Raw genomic sequence first — 20,593 nt, 5'->3', positions numbered from 1 at the left:
ATCTCATCCTTTTTCTATAACATTTTGTTATATTTTTGAACTCAACTTTGGTGTTATAATATTTTTGCAACGGTCTCAGCTTGGTATCACTCATACCTTAAAGCATCTATGGGGTTTAGCTCAGATGCTCTGTATGCCGGATAGAAACCGAAAAACACGCCGATAAGGCCGGAAAATCCCAGAGATATTGCCAGCGAGTACAGAGTTATAATAGTTTTCCAGCCTGCAAAACCAGAAAGAATGTGAGCTCCGGCAATTCCTGCGGCAATTCCGGTAATTCCCCCAGCTAACGAAAGCACAATGGCCTCTGTGATAAACTGGAGCCGGATATCCCACACCTGTGCCCCCACGGCCATTCGTATTCCAATTTCACGGGTTCGTTCGGTAACTGACACAAGCATTATATTCATAATTCCAATGCCTCCAACCATCAAGGACACTGAGGCTATAGAGCCAAGCAAGACGGACATCATCTTAGAGGATTCCTCGGCAGCCTGCATTATCTGAGTGATATTTCTTACCGAGAAATCGTCCTCCTGAGTCCCTCTTAAATGGTGCCTTTGTCTAAGAAGGTCTCTGATTTGTGCCTCGGCAGTTTGCATTTCCTCAAGACTTCTGGCTTTAACGATAATCACCTTAACAAGCCCTGGCAGTTGAGTACCAAAGAGTTTTTTCTGAGCAGTTGTGATGGGTACAAATATTGTGTCGTCCTGGTCCTGACCCATAGGAGACGGTCCTTTCCTGCTAAGTACCCCTGTTACTTTAAATGGAAGGTTCTTTATTCTTATGGCCTGACCAGCAGGGTCTGAGCCGCCAAAGAGGTTTTCTACCACAGTCTGCCCCACAATACATACTTTTGATGCAGCGTTTACATCCTGTGCTGTAAAATATTTTCCTGAGGAAAGGTTCCACTCTCTGATTTCAAACATGTCCGGCGTTGTGCCTGTTATAGAAGTTGCCCAGTTGTAGTTATTAAACACGGCTTGAGCCACGCCGCCATACACAGGCGCTACAAGTTCAACTGCAGAGCATTCCTTTCTTATCGCCTCAGCATCGCTAAGTGTCAGGGTGTTCATGGAGGAGCCGCCCATTCTTACACCACCAGATGTGCTTGAGCCGGGCAGCACCAATAGTTGATTGCTCCCCATGGCGCGATTCTGTTCCTCAAGCTGCATACGTGCGCCAGTTCCTACGGCTATCATAACAATTACTGCGCACACACCGATTACTATTCCAAGCATGGTTAGTACAGAGCGCATTTTGTTGACTCTGAGCGCTCGCAGTGCTGTTGTGAGTGTAGAAGATAAATTCATCATTATGTCTTAGTTTTTACTCTCATCACTTAAAATCCTGCCGTCAAGAAATCTTATAATGCGTTTCCCGTAGGCGGCAATATCCGGCTCATGTGTGACTACGACAATTGTAATTCCTGAGTCCTCATTGAGTGACGTAAATAGTTTCAGAACCTCGGCGCTGGTCTTAGTGTCAAGATTTCCGGTTGGCTCATCGGCAAGGATTAGACGGGCGTTGTTAACCAGTGCTCTTGCTATGGCTACCCGCTGTTGTTGTCCTCCGGAGAGTTGATTTGGCTGATGGTGCGCTCTGTCACTTAGCCCTACGCGTTCAAGGGCAGCCATTGCCCTGTTCCGTCTTTCCTTTTGATGTATTCCCATGTAAAGAAGGGGTAGCTCAACGTTTTCAACAGCTGTGGTGCGCGGCAATAAGTTAAACCCCTGAAACACAAAACCTATTTTTTCATTTCTTAACTTTGAAAGTCTGTCCCTGTTGAGAGTGCCAACATCCACTCCGTCCAGAAAATACTTGCCGGAGGTGGGTTTATCAAGACAGCCAAGGAGATTCATGGCCGTGGTTTTACCTGAACCGGAGGGTCCCATAAGGAATGTAAACTCCCCGCTTTTAATAGTTAACGAGATCCCGCTTAAAGCAGCAACGTCAACATCCCCCATCCTGTAAACCTTTGTAATATCTGTGGTTTCAATCATGAGTTAAAAGAGTTTGGCTCCGTGGGGTTGCGGTCTGCCCGCTGGTGGTTTTAAAGTGTTTGAAGAGGTTTTAGATTCAACAATTACCGGCATCCCGGGGGTAATCTGAGAGGAGATTACTTCTGTGAAATTACCATCGCTCTCTCCCTTTGTAACAGCTATACGTTGCGGTGTTTCTCCCTTTAAAATCCAAACGGAGGCGCCTTTGGAGTCAGTTTTTTTGGACAGCAATAAGGGCTGAAATCTGAGAGCACTGTTTGGAACTTTCAGTATGTCAGACTTTTTACTGACTATGATTGTGGCGTTTGCAGTCATTCCGGGCTTTAGCTTAAGCTCCGAATTATCCACCTTTACCACAACGTCGTAAGTAACAACATTAGAGACCGTAACAGCAGCATTTCTAACCTGTGTTACAACGCCCTTAAAGGTAATTTCCGGGTAGGCATCCACGGTAAATTCTACCGGCTGGCCCTTAGCCGCTTTGCCAATGTCGGCTTCAACTACATTTGTATCAATCTGCATTTTAGTTAAATCTCCGGCTATGCTAAAAAGGGTAGGGGTTTGAAAACTTGCGGCTACAGTTTGTCCTACATCCACTGACTTTGAGATCACAATACCGTCAACCGGAGAGTAAATGTATGTGTACTTTAGGTTGCTTTCCGACTGTACAAGGGCTGCCTGAGCCTGCTCTACCTGTGCAACTGAGGCGTCAACAGTGGCAGAGGCCGTCAGATAATTTGTCTCAGATGTGTCCATATCGCTTTGAGATATAAATTTTTTGTCAAAAAGCTCTTTGTTTCGTTTCATACCTTTTTGGGCATCGTTTAACGAGGCTTTTGACTTTTTGAGATTCGCATGAGCAAGCTTTAAATTAGCCTGAGCCTGGTTAACCTGAGCCTGAAATGTGTCTGGATCAATACGTGCAATCAACTGTCCTTTCTTAACAAGAGAGTTATAATCAACTAATATCTCTTTGATGGTGCCTGAAACCTGCGTGCCTACTGAAATTGTGGTCACGGGATTAACCACGCCGGTTGCCGTAATTGCTGACACTATTTCGCCCATTTCAATCTTTTCGGTGCGGTAATTTGGCTTATCGTTTTTTTTAGCAATAAAGAAAAAATAAAGTACAACAGTCAGCAATGCCAAAGCTACGGAGGCAATAATAAGTTTTTTCACGGTATTATTGTATCATATTTTGTCCAAAACCAGATATAGAACGGCACATTGCAGAGGCTCCTGTGGTATGAGTCGCGGTTATTTTTCCATCTTGACAATTTAACCATCTAATGGTTAAATTGTAAGCATGAAAGAGCGTCATCTAACATCCGATATAATTGATTCACTGCAGAATTTTCCTGTCGTTTTGCTTACCGGGGCAAGACAGGTCGGTAAATCCACTCTTGCACAGTTACTATCCGGCAAGGATTGGGATGCTCGCTACCTTACTCTTGATACACGTGTTACCCTTGATGCTGCACTTAATGACCCTGACGGATTTATAAACGCAACACCTGTGCCAACAATAATTGATGAGGTACAAAGGGCGCCTGACCTCATGCGTGCAATAAAGAGCGTTGTTGACAAAAACCAAAAGCCAGGACAATACCTTCTAACCGGTTCTGCTAACCTGATGACTCTTGCAAAGGTATCAGAGACGCTTGCCGGCAGGGTGGCGCTCCATGAGCTTCATCCTTTCATGTGGTCGGAGATAACGAATAAGAAACCTCCAACAATCGTTGGAGAGCTTTTTGCAGCGGAGGATGCAGTTACGCTGTTAAAACAATGGAAACAGTACACATTCCCAGACAGAAGGAAAGACATTGAACAGCTAATACTTGCAGGCGGTTATCCAACCCCTTCACAAATGGCCTCAACCAGAGCCCGCAGGCGGTGGTTTGACTCTTACAGACAGACCTATATTGAACGAGACATAAGGGATATAACAGCCATCGAACATCTGCCTGACTTTAACAGGTTATTAAGTCTCCTTTCATTTAGGACAGGACAAATTATCAATTTCTCTGAGATATCAAGGGAAATGGGATTATCGTTAAGCACACTCAGACGATATCTAGGCCTTCTTGAGACCACCTACCAGATATATTTTATCCGGCCGTATTTTGTAAATATCGGTAAAAGGCTTATAAAAATGCCAAAAATGTATTTCAGCGACAGCAGCATGGCCTGTCATCTTTGTGCAGTGGAGGACTGGGAGACACTTGAGCGTCAGGGCAGGGTAGGAGCATTGGTTGAGACATGGGCGGCCTCTGAGTTGAGAAAGCTTATAACTTTTGGAGATATGCGGTATCAGCTTTATTACTGGCGTACCTATACCGGCGGCGAGGTTGACTTTCTTATTGAACACGGACAGAGGATTGTTGCCATAGAGGTAAAATGGTCCCACAAGCTTGATAACTCAGACATGGCAGCCCTTAAGGAATGTGCAAAAGACCTTAAGGGAAGGCATGTCATATCAGTTTTGTTATATCCTGGAACAGAGCTTGTCGCTATTGACAAACAAACTATTGCGATGCCATTTGGCTTTTTCTTTGGAATAGAGAATTAATATATTGCTTCGGTTTTAGTGGACAACGAGTTTGTTTATAAAGCTCTCAGTATGTTTAAAAGAATCCTTTACTAAATCCACTCCGTAAATAAGGCCTCTGTAATAACCGCCGATATGTAATGTTTCATATAGAAACTCAAACTCTCTGATAAGTTTCCCGTTATGTACGGATATAAACTTCTTTAAGGCAGCCCTGTAACCGTCCACAGATTTTGGCAATTCTTTTTGAGTGAGCCCTTTTTCAATTAACGCCTCATTAATAGCCTCCAATACTGCTAAATAAGCCGTTCCAAAAGCCTCTCGCACCGGTTTTTTATCCAGATAAATATCATCTTCTATCTTTGAGTGCTTTAAGATATCCCGTGCATTGGCTAAATACCTGAAAGCCTCTCCTTGCGTTTGCGTTTTAGGTTGCCGTGCCACTGTTTAAAGCCCTTCTATGTTGATGATTGTAGTTAAGTCTAAATCTCTCTTTGCGGTCTCCATAATAAAAGTATATCAACAGACTTGCGGTTTTGTCTATAACGGAAAGAATCGGCCACCCGACAAACAGCCTACCACTGAAGTTCTCTGTTGATTAACTTTTTATAGAACTTTTTTGTCACAAACAGGCGCTCGTGGATTTCATCGTCATAGTATTTAGTTTCTATTTCAAAAGGCTGTCTCATCACACGCGCATCAAGGCCGTTTGTAGCAACCGCAAAAGTCCACCAGTTGCCGGGATACGTTGCTATGCACTGGGTATAGAGATCTACCACTGGGAAAACTCTTTTAAGATTTTCCTGCATCTCGATTACAATGTCTTTGTGAAAGTGAAGCGATTCCGTGTGCGTTACGAACATCCCGTTGGAATTCATTGAGTTTTTCACGTTGTCAAAAAACTCTTTTGTAAACAGTGTTCGCGCAAAACCAATGACGTCTGTGGAGTCAACTATCGTTATGTCTATGTTTTTAACACTTCTGACAAACTCGGCGCCATCCATGACCTTTATCTCTACCTTTGGATCATCCACCTTTTCTGAAACCGACGGGAAAAACTCCCGTGAAACTCTGATAACTGCCTCATCTATCTCTACAAAATAGACTTTTTCCACGCTCTTGTGTTTAAGTACCTCTTTTACTACACCGCCATCTCCGCCCCCTATTACAACTACCCGCTTTGGCTCCGGATGAGCGTGCATAACGATTTGGGTAAGAATCTCATGATAAAATAACTCGTCCCTGTCTGTTATCTGCACAATGCCGTCCAACAAAAGCATCCGCCCGAAAAATGGATTTTGTATTACCGTTAATTCCTGAAACTTACTCTTTTCTTTGTGCAGGATTTTCTCCACCTCATACGTGTGTGCAATTGGTGAGTATGGTTCTTGTTCGATAAATTTTATCATTTTAATATTGCCTCCTTTTATCTTTTTAAACGTTTTATACGATTACAGTGTGAGGAATGGCACAGCCGTTAAACTCCGATGCGTAGGAAATTGTATAGGCCCCACCGGAAAGAATAAGAACCATATCACCGGGTTCGGGCTCATTCAGATACACGTTTTTATCTATGACATCAAAGCTGTCACAACTGGGCCCGGCAAGCACCCAGTTCTGTTTAGCGGCTGTGTGTGTGGTGGTTTCAACAATGTAGCTGTACTTAATTCCACCGATGCTCTCCATAAGCCCGTTAAACACTCCGACATCAATGTAGAGCCATTTCTCATTAAGCCTGTCTGCCTTACCTGTAACCCTTGACACCATAATGCCTGCATCCCCAACCATAGAGCGCCCTGGCTCAAGATGAACCTCTATAGTTTCGCCAAATCTTTGTGCGATTAGTTTATTAATGTTTTGCTCAATTACCTGAACCCCAGGTACATCCCTTGTATATTTTATCGGATACCCTCCGCCAATGTTAAGCACACTCAGAGTTACCCCGGCACGGGCTGCCATGTCAAAAACAAGCCCCGCCTTATCCACCGCAATGTTCCAGTTATACACGTTGTTACACTGTGAGCCCACATGAAAGGTGACCCCCACAGGGTTTAAACCATAATCCTTAGACATTAGGATTAGTGATACCGCATCGTCAATTTCTACCCCAAACTTTTTACTTAACGGCCACTCACTGCCCTCATTTGGTACGGAAAGCCGCACATACACACTGCTTCCCGGAGCAAGGGCTGATATTTTTTTAACCTCAACAGTTGAATCCAGCGAAAACATCCGTATGCCATAGTTATAGGCGGTTGTTATAAAATCAGGAATTTTAACCGGATTACTTGATATTATCCTCTCCGGGGCAATTTTAAGAGCGGCTAACACGTTTAATTCACCCATTGATGATATTTCAAACCCTGTGCCCTGGTGGTTTAGAAAATCCAAAACATTCTGGGCGGGATTAGCCTTAACGGCGTAGAACACCTTGCTATTTTGTATTCCTTTGCCGATAGTGGCGGCGTTTCTGGCTAGTTTATCACCGTCAATAACCAGATACGGTGTTTTCAGTTGGCCTGAGTCAATGTAGTTGAGAGTTTTCAAAAACGTTGTCTTATCTACAAGCTTTGCCACTGAGTCATTTATTTTAAATGTTTTTACCATTATGCACACACCCTCTCTCTCTGAATGTCTAAATCAACTTAAAATTGGATGATAATTATAACAAAAAAAGCTTATTAAAAACACGGATTCAAAAAAGTAATTTAATACGGGGATGGCCATTTATTGTTAAAAATATCCGATTCTTTTTTAAGCCTGAGTTTCTTTTCGTTGGTAATTTCATAGCCTCTGCTCTTAGACTCATAGTGATAGAGCTCACACTCAGGCGTCCATACTGTCTTAAACCCAAGGGCATTTAACCTCAAACACAGGTCAACGTCATTATAGGCGATAGAAAGGTTTTCATCAAAGCCGTTAATGCGGTTAAATAGCTCTCTTCTTACCATAAGACATGCTCCGGTTACGGCAGATACATTTCTGACAATTCTGAGGGCATACATATATCCGTCAGATTTACCGTCTGTGCCCTGATACGGGTCTCCGGCAACACCTCCAAACCCCAACACCACACCGGCATGTTGAATTGTGCCGTCAGAGTAATATAGTTTTGCACCGATAGCGCCTGTGCCGGGTTTTTGTGCAACACTCAGGAGCTTTTCAATCCACCCGGGCGTTATCACTTCAGTGTCATTATTGAGAAAAATCAAAACCTCTCCACAAGATTCCAACACGGCACGGTTGTTTACAGCAGAGTAGTTAAACGCTCCAGGAATAGTTATGACTTTTAACCTGTTTGTCTTTTGTTTAAGCTCTTCATATAGTGAAAATGTTTCGTTGTTAACACTGCCGTTTTCGGCTATCAGAATTTCATAGTTACCGTAGGTGCTCTTTGTGTAAATTGAGTCAATACATTTTTTTAAAAGTGCGCTGTTATCCTTATTTGGAATTATGATGGAAACAATCGGAGTTGATTTTAAAACGTAATTAATCCGGTACATTCCATAAGTGTTGATCTCAGAGATGGTAAAGTCCATATTAGTAGTGGTTTTAATATAAGCCGATAAAATATCCTTGCAGTTGTGTGAAAATTTGATTGTGCTTTCATCCTCCTTTTCTACCATTACATGATAGAGCACCTTTGGCAGATGGCGAGTCAGCCCTTTCATTGCGCACACATAAAGAGACACAGCATAAGTTAAACATCCGGCATCTGAAAGTGTAAAACTGCGTAAAAACTCTCTCCGAATGACCCACACATCTCCCACATAATTAAAGCTGCACAGTGTTTCAAACTCCATAGAGGATGGTTTAAAGACAGGACAAAACCGTCTGTTTTTCTCACGGCTTATATAATCATGGCCGGAAAATATGAAGTCAACATCAGGGGTGTCATTAATTACTGCTATGTAGGCATTTAATGCTGAGGGGGCTAACGTGCAATGCCCTCCGATATGCAATATGTAATCCTCATCGGATAGTTTGCGTATCGTATCGGTTACGGAGGTTTCAGTAACGAGGTAGAAATTACAGTTGGAATACGACTCCATTATTTGTGAACGGATTGAGTCATTTGCAGAACCTGAGACAATGACAACGGCAAGTAATGGTTTGTATTTAAACTCTGACAGCTTTTGGGTTTTGGTGTTATTAACCGGAGGCTCATTACGGTAAATCCATTTTTCATAGTCCTTTCGTTTTATGAAAGTGTGCGACCTTTTCTGAAACAACTTTCTTTTAAGCGGCTTAAGCACTCTTCCATATAGCGCTTGTTTTATTTTATATAAGAGTTCGATTTTCTTGTCCATCCGATATTATACGAAATACAACATAAAGATTATATTTCTTAATGCGAATGGGTATCGGCCTCTAAAATTTTTGCCGCCTCATCAAAGAGTTCATTTATTTTCCGGGCATCTGTGAAAATCCTGACAAGCACGTGATAGAGATCATCGCGCCCAGCGGCAGCCATCTTCTCTGCCCAGTCCAGATACGAGTGCGCATGGTCATCGTTATGGTGCCGCCAGTGATGAATTAGTGATTTTAATTTCTCAAGGTCGTCCATTTTTACCATCCTTTCCTGTTTTTTGATTTTAAGAAGTATAAGTTAATGACCGTGTTCTTCTGAATCATTAAACTTATCTGCAATAGCCTTAAACTCCTCCTCTATAGCCAAAAACGCTTCTACAACATCCGGGTCAAATTGAGTGTTCTTTCCATTTGTTATAATTTCCCGTGCTTTTTCGTGAGACATTCCGGTTTTATAGACTCTTTTTGAAATTAACGCATCATACACATCGGCAACTGCCATAAGACGCGCACACACAGGTATATCGTCGGCTGAGACCCCCTCTGGATAACCGGTGCCATCCCATTTTTCATGATGGTAATATGCTATCTCTTTGGCAAATTTCAAAAAATCCACTTCTATCCCTAATTTTACTTCCGCCCTCTCTATTGCTCCTCTACCTAAAGAAGCATGTTTTTTCATTACTTCATACTCTTCATCGGTAAGCTTACCGGGTTTTAATAAAATTGAATCAGGAATGCCCACTTTGCCTATGTCATGAAGTGGGGCGCTTTTATTGATAAATTGAATGTTTTCCTCAGTTAAAGAACTGCTAAAGCGCGGATGGTCCTTTAAGTACCTTGCTAAAGCGGTAACGTACATTTGTGTGCGGCTGATGTGGTTTCCCGTATCATTGTCTCTGGTCTCGGCCAGTGAACTAAGAGACATTATGGTGACATCCTGAACGGCAGCTATAGCCTCTGTGCGCCGTTTAACCTCTGCCTGCAGATATTCATTATTGTCTTTCAGGAAATCACGAGCCAGTTTCAGCGTTAGATGTGTCTTTAGACGCGCCAGCACTATGGGCGGACTGACAGGCTTTGTAATATAGTCCACAGCTCCCAGTTCAAGGCCGTAGCGCTCATCATCAATTTCTGACTTTGCAGTCAGAAATATCACCGGTATGTCATTTGTTGAGGGCTCAGCGCGCAGCCGTTTCATCACCTCATAGCCATCCATCACCGGCATCATGATGTCCAGGAGAATTATATCGGGAGGATTAGGTGAAGCTGCTATTTTAAGGGCTTTCTCGCCATTGTTGGCAAGTTTAACTTTATATTTGTCCTTTAACATCTCACTCATCAGCGAGAGATTATCAGGTGTGTCATCCACAACAAGCACTACTGGGTGTTTGGAAAATTCCGGTGTATCCATCTGTATGGTCCTCCCTTACTATTTTACCTTTTTTAAAGCTAATTTGAGACCGTTGCAAAAATATTATAACACCAAAGTTGAGTTCAAAAATATAACAAAATGTTATAGAAAAAGGATGAGATTGCCACACCCCCTGCGGGGGTTCGCAATGACGGCGTGGGCTGTGCGTGGGCGTACCTATCCGTCATTACGAGGAGCGATAGCGACGTGGTAATCTCATCATTATTATATTTTAGGCTGCTACTCGGTATTAATTGGGAAATACTTTTCCCCCATTTTGGGAATTTTGCAACGGTCTCAATTTGGTATCAGCCTCCTTTTTGGCTTCTTTAAAATCCTCCATAATGTTTAACATTGCTCTTTGTGCTCTGGCAAGTTCGATAACCTGGCTTTGCAGTTTCTCCATAGTGTGCATTCTTTCTTTAAAAGCACTGTCCAACTGCTCTGCCATACTATTAAATGCCTCTGAAAACTCACCCATAAAATCAACCTTATGATCGAAATCCCCATTGGCAATTTGCTTTGTTGTCCATGTCAGATGCTTCAGGCTTGCCTGCAGCCCTTTGAGAGATTGGGCTATCAGAGTTTTTCCCATATGCGGTTCAAAATTAATCTCTCCACTTGCAAGATGATATGCCATGTTAGTTGCTTCATTATACTCATCAATAAACCTGTTAATGTAATCGGCCATCTGCCTGATTTCATTGTCAGGGTAGTTATCAGGCAGCACAATTGTCTCTGGCTTTTTGCCTTTAAGAATCGCAGCAAAAGCGGCGGTTACCGTATCTATGTCATCTTCATTAACTTGTAACATTTACTTTTATGCCGCAGGTTTAACCTTAAAACGGCACACCCTGTCACCGGAACACCAGCAGTCAATCTCTTTTACGTCAAACTTCTTGCCTGAAAACTCAAGAAGGAGGCCGCTGATGAAACCCTCATCATAGGTACAAATAGTCTCCTCACACACGGGAAGTCCTGAGCAGTCAAGGTCCTCAGCAACTGTTAGAGTAAACTCCATCTTGTTCATATCAGCCTCTTCTATTCTTAAGACGCCTATCTTAAGTTTAACGAGAAGTTCCTGTAGCTCTTAACAAATGAGTTAAAATCAGTCTTTTGTTTGATAACAGCCTTAAAGAGTTCCCGTCCGGCCAGTTCCCCTGCCTTATAAAAAAGTTGGTCAGCGGTTTTAACGTCAAACTCCTGAATTATAACGTCTCTCAGTGTAAACTGCATCAGCCGGTAAACCGCCACATCCATACTTGCACCGAGATTTGGCCGCCCCCCATTAATGTCTCCTAACATTGCCCAATCAAACAATGATTCTTCTCTTTCTTCTTTAAACATATTATGTTACCCCCTCTGTATTTTATAACATTGTTATAGTTTCTAAGGGTACTATCTTATACTTACTGCCCTTATTCATCTGCTCAAGCAGTGTATTAACCTCCTCCTTAAGTTCAATCATTCTCTCTTCACGATCTATTGTAAGACGGCTGAACCTCTCAAGATCATCCGTGCGCTGCCGTAACTCCTCTTCAGCGCGCTTTGCCACCGTAATGTCTCTAATTGTAGCACAAGCGCATACATCCCTTATACCGTCTGCACTCAATTGCGAAAGCCCTAAATCCACAGGAAACTCAGTGCCATCCTTGCGTACTCCGGTAATGTGGACTCCCTCTCCCATCTGGCGTGTCACTTTGTTCTTAAAGAAGCTATCCCGTTTACTGAGGTGTGATTGTGCAAGAGCCCGAGGTACTAAAACCTCCACGGTCTTACCAATAAGCTCTCCATGTTCATAGCCAAAGATTTTATCAGCCATAAAATTTGTCAGAATGATCTCTCCTGATTGATTAACAACCATTATCCCATCAGGAGCAGATTCAATAATGCCGCGGTACCAGATTTCCGTTTCCTGAAGCATTCTCTGCTGAGAATTCAGCTTGTCGGCCAATTGCTGAGTTTCCTCAAGAAGGTGTTCGGTGTTGAGGTTACGGTTAAGGATTTCGATATTTACGGCAACTATGGGAACAAGTTCATCAATAAGCGCTGTGGCGTCAGCGTTGAAAGCCGTTATGGTAGCTAACTCCATAACACCAAGCACAACAGAGGTTTGTGTGACTGGCATAAGAATAATCTCACCGGGTGAGGTTTTGCCAATTCCCCAGTTTATGACAATGTCTGACCCTGATGGTGCGGTTATGGTAATAGGTTCTTTTTCAAAAGCACACTGCCCAACAAGTCCCTGTCCAATGTCAAAACTTTCGTTTTTTGCGGCACAGCCATAGCCGCCTGCCGCCCTCAGTTTCTTATCATTTTTATCATAAACATATAGGATTCCATAAGCTGCGCCAATTAGCGGTGCTGCATTAGAAAGAAACTGTTGCGCCAGCTCTTCATAAGTGACAGTTTTTTGAAGAGCTGAGGAGATTTGAGAGACTTGAAACTTAATCATAGAGCGTGACTCAAGTTCGAGGGCATATTCCTTAAGCTGTTGTTGAACAGCCTCCCGCTTTGATACTGCTGCTCTTAACCTCCGGTTCCAGACTGCCACAAAAGCGATTATAACAATCAACGCCACTAATATGGGGCCAAAAATCCTCCAGTTAACTCCGGAACGGTATTCCACTGTAAGCCACCGTCCTGTTATCTCTGCCCGCTCCTGTTTGGACATGCCGGCTAAAGTCTTATCAAGAGCAGATGCTAAAAGCGGCCAGTCTTTTCTCACTCCAAAGGCCATGTCATAGACGTAGGGGGTTTGGGCTGCAATTTTAAGGTTATTCAGGCCAAGCCTGTCTATGTTATAGGAGACCATTGCCATGTTATCTATATAGACATCAATATTGCCTGAGGAAAGCTCAAGAAGCGCTGTGCGGACATCAGGGAGCGATATGAGAGGCAACGCCGGATAGTCATGCTTCATGCTGCTCTCCACAATTAAACCTTTCAACACTCCAACCCTCAGTCCCTCAAGATTATCCACCCCGCTTATGTATCTGACGTTTTGGCGGGTGACAATGACTGAGGCAAAGGTGGCATACGGCTTAGTAAAGAGGATAGTATTTGCCCGTTGCGGATTAGGTGAGATTTTTGGAATAACATCTATTTCGCCGTCATTCAATTTCTTCATGGCGGCTCCCACGTTAAGATCGGGCACTAAAACAATGCTGATACCAAGCCGCCTTGCACAGAACTTTATAAAGCCAGCACTGATGCCTGAGTATACACCCTTTTCAGTTATAAACTCAAACGGCTGACGCGCCGAGTCCACCCCTAAACGCACCTGTTTGATGGTCTGAAGGAACGCCCTTTCCTCAGAAGTCAACTCAATCGTTCTGTTATCAGAGTGAATTTCCGATGACACGTTTTGAACAAAAGCGATACTACCAAGAAGCAGACATATCGCAATGCAAGAGTTAAACCTCATCACACAGATATTCCCATGACTTGAAAAATCTCGTTGAGCTTAGCCAAAGCGTCTTCAAAATCATAAGTGGAGATACTTGTCTGCACACTTTTTGCCGCATTCCCATGTCCCACAGTCTTTAGCCTGTCTGTTACGTTATTTATTGCATCAACCGATTCTGAGTCATCATCAGAGAGCAGAGCGTGTAGTTTTCTCAGGTCGGAGGCAAGAAGTTCCATATCTACCGGTGTATCAGTCATTTCAGTTATTGCTTCAGTGTGCGGCATCCCCTCGTAAATACTCTTTAGCAGGTTATTGAGTTCCCGCTCTGTCTCATCAATCGTCTGGGGCAGGTGCTGAGTCTCACCCTTATTCAGAATTCCTTCTAAGTTAGCCGCCAAATTAAATATCTCATCTGCACCTATGTTTCCGGCAAGCCCTTTAAGAGTGTGAGATTCACGGACTGCTGTTTCAGTGTCTTTGTTGTCTATTGCGGATTTAATCCTTGTTATTACATCGGCTTGTGTTTCACTAAAACGGCTGATTAGTTTCCGCAGTAGCTTAACATTACCTCCAACACGGCTTAAAGCCTTCTTGGTTTCAAGGCCGGCAATATCTGGCACTGTATCCTCCTGAGATGATGTGACACCGGGTGCTTCACCAGCTGTGGATTTTTTCGGTTTAATCCAGCGAGCCAATGTTTTAAAGAGCTGTCCTATATCTATTGGCTTAGAGATATGGTCATTCATACCGCATTCAATGCACTTTTCTTTATCCCCCTCCATAGCGTTGGCGGTCATAGCAAGAATAGGAATATCTGAAAAGCGTTTGTCCTGCCGGATTTTGCGTGTGGCCTCAAAGCCGTCCATAACAGGCATCTGACAATCCATAAGCACTCCGTCATAGTCTGCCTGTCCAACTTTTTTCACCGCCTCAAATCCGTTTTCTGCAACATCAACACGTATCCCAGCAGTTTGCAAAATTTCCAGTGCCAATTCCTGATTGACGGCATTGTCTTCAACCAAAAGCAGATAAGCTCCCCTTAGAAGTGTCTCAGCCTCTTTGTAATCGGCCTGCCTTTGCTGTTTACGCGGACGATGTACTGCGCTTTTGCCAAATGCGTTAAGAATGCTGTCCAGAAGGGTTGAGGGACTAACTGGTTTGACCAAAAGACCCTCTATTTTTGTATCTTCTAATCGAAGCACCAACTCGTCGCGGCTGTAGGCAGTCACCATTATAAAAGACGGCGTATGGGAGAGTTTTGTATTTGAGCGTATTCGTTTTATGGCCTCCACACCGTCCATGCCGGGCATCATCCAGTCCATTAGCACCAATCCGTAAGGATTTTGTTGAATCTGTGCTAGCTCAAGCTGCGCTATTGCCTCTGAGCCGCTGCTTACGGCTGTGGCGTCAAACTTAAGTGATAACAGCATAGAAAGCAGAATCTCCCTGGCGCTGTTATTGTCATCCACTACCATGATGCGCAGTTTCTGTACGTCCTGAGAGGAGGTGGTAAGCTTACGCTGCTCAGTTTGCAAACCAAATTTAGCTGTAAAGTGAAATGTGCTGCCAACTCCGGGACTACTATCTACCCCTATCTCTCCCTCCATCATCTCTACCAGCCGCTTGCTTATGGTCAGTCCCAGCCCAGTGCCTCCGTACTTGCGGGATGTGGAACTATCAGCCTGAGTAAAGGCCGTGAACAGTTTATTGCGCTGCTCCTCTGTAAGACCAACACCTGTATCGGTCACATCAAAACGCAAACGCACGCTGTCTGTGTCTTGTGCAATGCGGTGGACTCCCACAGTGATTTCACCTTTTTCAGTGAATTTAATGGCATTATTAACAAGATTAATCAACACCTGCCCTAATCTTAGCGGATCGCCTTTAAGAGCCGTAGGTACATCAGTTCCTATATTAAAGAGCAGCTCCAGTCCCTTGTCCTGTGCCTTTATAACAGATAGGTCTGCAAGGTGTTCCATTACATCTTCAAGGTAGAAATCTGTGCTTTCAAACTGCATCTTACCGGCCTCTATCTTTGAAAAATCCAGTATATCGTTGATAATCCCAAGCAGATTCTTAGCTGCAGAATCCACTTTGCTGATGTAGTTACGCTGCTTTGTATCCAGATTTGTTTGAAGGGCAAGGTGTGACATACCGATTATGGCATTCATAGGGGTGCGGATTTCGTGGCTCATATTGGCAAGGAAGTCGGACTTCATTTTGGTTGCCTCCTCGGCAATTTCACGCGCCCGCCGCATCGCCTCCTCTGTTTGCTTGCGTGTTGTAATGTCCCTGAACACGATAACAGTTCCAACTATTTGGTTTTCTTTATAGACTGCTGTGGTTGAATACTCTACCGGCAGTGGTGTGCCGTTTTTATGCCACAGTACCTCGTTGTCAGCCACCCGCCTTTGGCCATCCTGAGATGTCAAAAACATCGTGCACTCTGACACAGGGAACTCTCTGCCATCTGAGTACGCATAGTGCATTACTGCGTGCATTGACTTGCCAATAATTTCATCTTCGGGGTAACCTAAGAGCGCTGTAACAGCAGGATTAGCAAATGTTATCAGGCCCTCTGTATCAGTGCCTACAATGCAGTCACTGACAGAAGTCAGAATAAGACGGCTGCGCTCTTCAGCTTGAGCTAAAACCTTCCTGCTTTCCTCCAATTCATCCCTGCGCGCCTTTAGCTGCATCTCCGATGCGGCAAGTTCTGACGCTTGTGCCTGAGTTTTTTCAAGCAGCTCACGGGTTTCTATGTTAGAGGACAGAATCTCAAGGTTCATTGCCACAACAGGCAGAAAGCTGTCTATAAAAGCTCTCTGCTTGTCACTAAAAGTGCCGAGAGTACCTAACTCTAACACAGCCTGCACCTCATCCATGTGTATGACAGGCACAAGCAATATGTTTCTCACGATAAGCTGACCCAGCCCGATAGCTGTGCTGATGTTGTCATCGGTTGAAAGTTGCAGTGCAATTGCCCGCTTATCCAGTGCCGCTTGCCCCACAAGTCCATGGCCCCAGGCAAAAACAGATTTATGGTTAATATCGTCACAGGCGTAACCTCCAACCCTCCGGAGACTTGTGTGCATTTCATTGCTTACATAAAAAGCGCCATAAACTAATCCCAGGACAGGCGCAAGTTTTGATGTAAGTGTGTTGCCAAAATCGGTAAAGGTTTTGCATGTCTGAAGGTGTTTGCCGATTTCTGTTTGTCGTGAGTTCTCCTCGATTAGCCGTGACTTCTCTTCTGAGTCCAGGAGAGCCGTCTCAGCAAGCAGCCGTTTGTCATTGTATTTTTTTAGTGTTTTTAGAAGCCAAAGCCATGAGGCAAGCATTATTGTGATGACAAGAGCCATAGTCAGGATTGTCAGATATACCCTTTTTTGCTGCTGTTGCATTTCATTTTTGATGGCTGCCTGCATAAGCGACAGGGTTTTATTAATTCCATTGCGATTTAAACTCTCCAGTTCGGAGTAATTCCGGCTTATTAATATCCCTCTTGCATCTTTTAATTGCCCTCTGTGAACTAATTCAAATGCTTGTTTTTCTATCTTAACGAGTTCATTGTGAGCATTATCTGTGGCGGTAATGCTTTCAACCAGTGTTTTTTCCGGCATAAGTTTTAGCGCCTCCTCAATGGCCGCATCAAGCGACTGGTCAGCATCAGAATATCGCCTCTCCCACGTCAGATCACTGGTTTCGGCAGCCATACGGGCAGACATTGTCAGGACAACGGCATTTTCTGAAATAACACCTATAAGCTCTTGAAGGCGAAAATGCTTTGTCTTTAAGGTGTTGATTTCATTAATGTAGGTAAAACTCTGCCACACTACCACAGCAAAAAACAGCAGCGTGGAAAGTAACACTACAACAAGCAACCTTACGGGATAGACTCTTTCCTTTTCGGAGTTTGTAGTTGTCATCAAGAAATTATACCAGATTTGACTAATATAGGGCTAATTAATAGAGAAGTCACTTTAATTAAGAAGTTACTTTAATAATAACCATTAAAGCCATTAAAAACACAATATTTTATAGAACAGGGATTTAATCCGCAGATAGAGCTGATTTTTATCTGTGAACATCTGTGTCATCTGCGGACTATTCCTTTTTTGTTTACTTTTGTTACAAGTTTATGACAAAATAACTATTATTCTTTCTAAGCTGAAGTGTAACGATAGAAAACGAATAACTGTGTTATGAAAGAATACCTGGCGGCATATCACAGGATATAATGATAAGGCAAATAGATAAAAATAGTAATGAACTCATAAAGAGGCTAAGTAAAGCTCATGATGAGTTAAAACAAGAAAAAGCTCTGCGCCGGCGTGTTGATAAATCACTGGAAATCTATCAAAAAAAGCTGCAATCAGTAGTTGATACCGCCAATGATGCAATTATAACAATAGACGGTAACCACCATATAATCTACTGGAACAGAGCAGCAGAAAATATATTTGGTTATTCTGTCTCTGAGGCATTAAACAGTGATATTACAATAGTGATTCCTGAAAGATTGAGGCAAAGCCACAGAGATGGACTAAAGAGAGTAACTCAAACAGGAACGTCGGATTTAATTGGGAAAACTTTCGAGTTATTGGGTTTAAGGAAAAGTGGGGAGGAGTTTTCCGTAGAACTGTCTCTTGCTATGTGGAATGTAAAAAACGATAATTATTATACGGCAATTGTAAGAGACATAACCAACCGCAAGCAAACAGAAAAGGAGCTGCTTGAGGCAAAAGAGGCTGCTGAGACGGCAAATAAAGCAAAAAGCACATTCTTAGCAAACATGAGCCACGAGTTCCGCACCCCTATGAACGGAATAATAGGAATGACCAACCTTGCACTGGACACTCTTATTGATACAGAGCAGAGAGAGTATCTCACAATAGTTAAAAACTCTGCCTCTCATCTGCTTGATCTGTTAAACGATGTGCTGGACCTGTCTAAAATAGAATCGGGTAAGCTAGAAATAAAAGAGGTGGATTTTAATTTAATTACAACGATAAAAAACGCTATTGACCCATTAGCCTTTACGGCTATGAAAAAGGGGCTGGCGTTTAATATCAAAATTTCAAATAATTTACCTTCAGCACTAAGTGGAGATGCAGGCTTGCTGAGACAGGTGTTGGTTAATCTTGCCGGAAACTCACTGAAATTTACAGAAAATGGCAAAATTGAGTTAAAAGTGGATTCAGCACACACTGTCTTAAATACAGCGCCGCCAACTGAGGGGCAGCCATTGGTGTTATATTTTTCAGTTTCCGATACAGGAATAGGAATTCCAGAGGAAAAGCTCGGTGTGATTTTTGACAGCTTTAGCATGGTAGAAGAGCATGTGGCAAAAAAGTATGAAGGTACAGGGCTTGGGCTTGCAATAGTGAAAAAAATTGTAGAGTTGCTTGGTGGTGAAATTTGGGTAGAAAGTAGGTTAGGGCAGGGTAGCACTTTCCATTTCACTGCTAAGTTTTCAGTATTATCAAAACCAGTTGCTTCTGCACTGCGTGTTGAAAACAACGATCTGACCAACAAACGCATACTGATAGTGGACAGCAATGTCTCACCCAACAGACGATTAGCCGATATGCTAAGAAGTGAGGGATTTCATGTTGATACGGCATCAAGCGGTTATGAGGCATCCGGCAAACTTACCTTTTCAACTGCTCAATATGATATAGTTATTTTAGATTTCCAGCTTTCGGATATGGATGGATTTGAGTTTGCAAGAAATATGAAATCCATAGCAAAGCTGTCGCAAATTAAAGTGATTATGCTGGTTGGGGCTGGCTTACGAGGTGATGACGCACAGTGCCGGACTCTTGGCATCTCAGGCTACATAGTCAAACCAATTTATAAATCTGACTTAATGGAGGTGCTTTCGCTTCTGATAAATAATTGGAATGACCCTGTGGCACCTCTTCTGACTCGCCACACTCTGCTTGAGTCCAGAAGGTCTCTTAATATCCTTGTAGCCGATGATAATCTGGTAAATCAGACACTTGCCGTGAAACTCCTGGAAAGACGCGGGTATATGCCAGTTGTGGCAGGAAACGGAATTGAGGCAATCGATATACTAAGTAAGGCACGCTTTGATCTTATCCTTATGGACATACAGATGCCTGTGATGGGTGGTATAGAGGCTACACGCTACATACGAGGTGAAAAAGGCTGTGAACTAAATAAAGATATACCGATTATTGCCATGACAGCCCGTGCACTAAAAGGAGATAAGGAACAATTTCTTGAGGCAGGTGTATCTGATTATATCTCAAAACCTGTTGATGCCAATGAGTTGTATGGCCTTATTGAAAAATACACGATCCCAAGGCACAGAAACTCAAAGGCAAATTTTTCTAAGATTGAATCCGATACTGATACCCATAATGCTGATAAACCAGCTCTGCTGCTGCATCCTGCCCAAATGACCTCCGGGTTGTCATTAGATGTTGAGAAGACTTTAAAGAGAGTTAAATACGATGAGAGAATTCTCAGAGATTTGTGGCAGGCTTTCCTGGATGATGCTCCAAAGCAGACAGCCTTTCTTAAGGAGCTGTTTGAAGCAAAGGATATAGAGGGGCTAAAGAAACAAGTCCATTTAATTAAAGGGATGTCCGCAAATGCCGGCGCCACAGCGCTTAGTAACGAAGCTTTTAGAATGGAAATGGCTGTTAACAATCTAAAGGACAACTTTTTTCAGAGAGATGAGGCAAAAATACATCTTTTTATTGAAAATATACAATTTGAGACAGAGAATGTTTTAAAAGAAATGGAAACCTGGCTTTCAAAACCATCAGGTAAATGAATATGAATATATCAGACCCATCACTGCTATTGCTGATGAAACCAGTATTTTTCAAGAATATCAAAAAGAGTCTGAAAATCAACAGGTTTTGTAACATAAT

Annotated in this window: 14 protein-coding genes and 1 pseudogene; 2 read left to right on the top strand and 13 right to left on the bottom strand. The window is 43.0% G+C overall.

Annotation, left to right across the window (positions count from 1 at the left end; translation table 11 throughout):
• Positions 1–86 precede the first annotated feature (86 nt).
• The 3 genes from HQK88_04955 to HQK88_04945 are packed head-to-tail and all read right to left on the bottom strand — an operon-like array spanning position 87 to position 3,182.
• Positions 87–1,316 (bottom strand): ABC transporter permease, encoded by a 1,230-nt coding sequence (locus HQK88_04955; GenBank protein ID MBF0616152.1) that lies wholly within the window; start codon positions 1,314–1,316, stop codon positions 87–89.
• Positions 1,317–1,322: 6 nt separating this feature from the next.
• Positions 1,323–2,003, bottom strand: coding sequence for an ABC transporter ATP-binding protein (locus tag HQK88_04950; GenBank protein ID MBF0616151.1), 681 nt, complete (start codon positions 2,001–2,003; stop codon positions 1,323–1,325).
• A 3-nt stretch (positions 2,004–2,006) separates the two neighbouring features.
• Positions 2,007–3,182 (bottom strand): efflux RND transporter periplasmic adaptor subunit, encoded by a 1,176-nt coding sequence (locus HQK88_04945; GenBank protein ID MBF0616150.1) that lies wholly within the window; start codon positions 3,180–3,182, stop codon positions 2,007–2,009.
• Positions 3,183–3,309: 127 nt separating this feature from the next.
• Here HQK88_04945 and HQK88_04940 point away from each other — a divergent pair, with 127 nt between their 5' ends.
• The gene (locus HQK88_04940; protein ID MBF0616149.1) at positions 3,310–4,572 is read left to right on the top strand and encodes an ATP-binding protein; all 1,263 of its coding nucleotides are present in this window, start codon (positions 3,310–3,312) and stop codon (positions 4,570–4,572) included.
• Positions 4,573–4,587: 15 nt separating this feature from the next.
• Here HQK88_04940 and HQK88_04935 read toward each other — a convergent pair whose 3' ends face one another.
• From HQK88_04935 to HQK88_04890, 10 genes and pseudogenes are all read right to left on the bottom strand, one after another.
• Positions 4,588–4,995, bottom strand: a complete 408-nt coding sequence (locus HQK88_04935) for a DUF5618 family protein (protein MBF0616148.1) — start codon at positions 4,993–4,995, stop codon at positions 4,588–4,590.
• A gap of 131 nt (positions 4,996–5,126) precedes the next feature.
• Entirely contained in the window at positions 5,127–5,960 is an 834-nt protein-coding gene (speE, locus tag HQK88_04930; GenBank protein MBF0616147.1) for a polyamine aminopropyltransferase, read from the bottom strand.
• Between the two features lie 34 nt (positions 5,961–5,994).
• Positions 5,995–7,158 (bottom strand): type III PLP-dependent enzyme, encoded by a 1,164-nt coding sequence (locus HQK88_04925; protein MBF0616146.1) that lies wholly within the window; start codon positions 7,156–7,158, stop codon positions 5,995–5,997.
• Between the two features lie 101 nt (positions 7,159–7,259).
• Positions 7,260–8,861, bottom strand: coding sequence for a glycosyltransferase family 2 protein (locus HQK88_04920; GenBank protein ID MBF0616145.1), 1,602 nt, complete (start codon positions 8,859–8,861; stop codon positions 7,260–7,262).
• 38 nt (positions 8,862–8,899) lie between these two features.
• Positions 8,900–9,118, bottom strand: a complete 219-nt coding sequence (locus tag HQK88_04915; protein MBF0616144.1) for a hypothetical protein — start codon at positions 9,116–9,118, stop codon at positions 8,900–8,902.
• 42 nt (positions 9,119–9,160) lie between these two features.
• Positions 9,161–10,276, bottom strand: a complete 1,116-nt coding sequence (locus HQK88_04910; GenBank protein MBF0616143.1) for a two-component system response regulator — start codon at positions 10,274–10,276, stop codon at positions 9,161–9,163.
• A gap of 250 nt (positions 10,277–10,526) precedes the next feature.
• The gene (locus HQK88_04905; GenBank protein MBF0616142.1) at positions 10,527–11,090 is read right to left on the bottom strand and encodes a HAMP domain-containing protein; all 564 of its coding nucleotides are present in this window, start codon (positions 11,088–11,090) and stop codon (positions 10,527–10,529) included.
• A 6-nt stretch (positions 11,091–11,096) separates the two neighbouring features.
• Positions 11,097–11,623 (bottom strand): annotated as a pseudogene (locus tag HQK88_04900) (4-vinyl reductase).
• Positions 11,624–11,645: 22 nt separating this feature from the next.
• Complete coding sequence (locus HQK88_04895; protein MBF0616141.1) at positions 11,646–13,706, bottom strand: transporter substrate-binding domain-containing protein; 2,061 nt, start codon at positions 13,704–13,706, stop codon at positions 11,646–11,648.
• Entirely contained in the window at positions 13,703–17,614 is a 3,912-nt protein-coding gene (locus HQK88_04890; GenBank protein MBF0616140.1) for a response regulator, read from the bottom strand. Before HQK88_04890 ends, HQK88_04895 begins: the two co-directional genes overlap by 4 nt.
• Positions 17,615–17,925: 311 nt before the next feature.
• Between HQK88_04890 and HQK88_04885 the strand changes: the two genes are divergently transcribed.
• On the top strand, positions 17,926–20,493 hold the full coding sequence (locus HQK88_04885) for a response regulator (protein ID MBF0616139.1): 2,568 nt from the start codon (positions 17,926–17,928) through the stop codon (positions 20,491–20,493).
• The last annotated feature ends 100 nt before the right edge of the window (positions 20,494–20,593 follow it).

The organism is Nitrospirota bacterium (genome assembly GCA_015233895.1).
Taxonomy (GTDB): Bacteria; Nitrospirota; Thermodesulfovibrionia; order Thermodesulfovibrionales; family Magnetobacteriaceae; genus Magnetomonas.
This window is presented reverse-complemented; position numbering and strand designations above follow the sequence as displayed.

What these genes read in the sequence shown, in the direction of transcription:
- speE (MBF0616147.1), bottom strand. Translation starts at nt 5,960, where the DNA reads ATGATAAAATTTATCGAACAAGAACCATACTCACCAATTGCACACACG.
- HQK88_04905 (MBF0616142.1), bottom strand. Translation starts at nt 11,090, where the DNA reads ATGTTACAAGTTAATGAAGATGACATAGATACGGTAACCGCCGCTTTT.
- HQK88_04925 (MBF0616146.1), bottom strand. Translation starts at nt 7,158, where the DNA reads ATGGTAAAAACATTTAAAATAAATGACTCAGTGGCAAAGCTTGTAGAT.
- HQK88_04950 (MBF0616151.1), bottom strand. Translation starts at nt 2,003, where the DNA reads ATGATTGAAACCACAGATATTACAAAGGTTTACAGGATGGGGGATGTT.
- HQK88_04955 (MBF0616152.1), bottom strand. Translation starts at nt 1,316, where the DNA reads ATGATGAATTTATCTTCTACACTCACAACAGCACTGCGAGCGCTCAGA.
- HQK88_04910 (MBF0616143.1), bottom strand. Translation starts at nt 10,276, where the DNA reads ATGGATACACCGGAATTTTCCAAACACCCAGTAGTGCTTGTTGTGGAT.
- HQK88_04915 (MBF0616144.1), bottom strand. Translation starts at nt 9,118, where the DNA reads ATGGACGACCTTGAGAAATTAAAATCACTAATTCATCACTGGCGGCAC.
- HQK88_04885 (MBF0616139.1), top strand. Translation starts at nt 17,926, where the DNA reads ATGATAAGGCAAATAGATAAAAATAGTAATGAACTCATAAAGAGGCTA.
- HQK88_04920 (MBF0616145.1), bottom strand. Translation starts at nt 8,861, where the DNA reads ATGGACAAGAAAATCGAACTCTTATATAAAATAAAACAAGCGCTATAT.
- HQK88_04890 (MBF0616140.1), bottom strand. Translation starts at nt 17,614, where the DNA reads ATGACAACTACAAACTCCGAAAAGGAAAGAGTCTATCCCGTAAGGTTG.
- HQK88_04940 (MBF0616149.1), top strand. Translation starts at nt 3,310, where the DNA reads ATGAAAGAGCGTCATCTAACATCCGATATAATTGATTCACTGCAGAAT.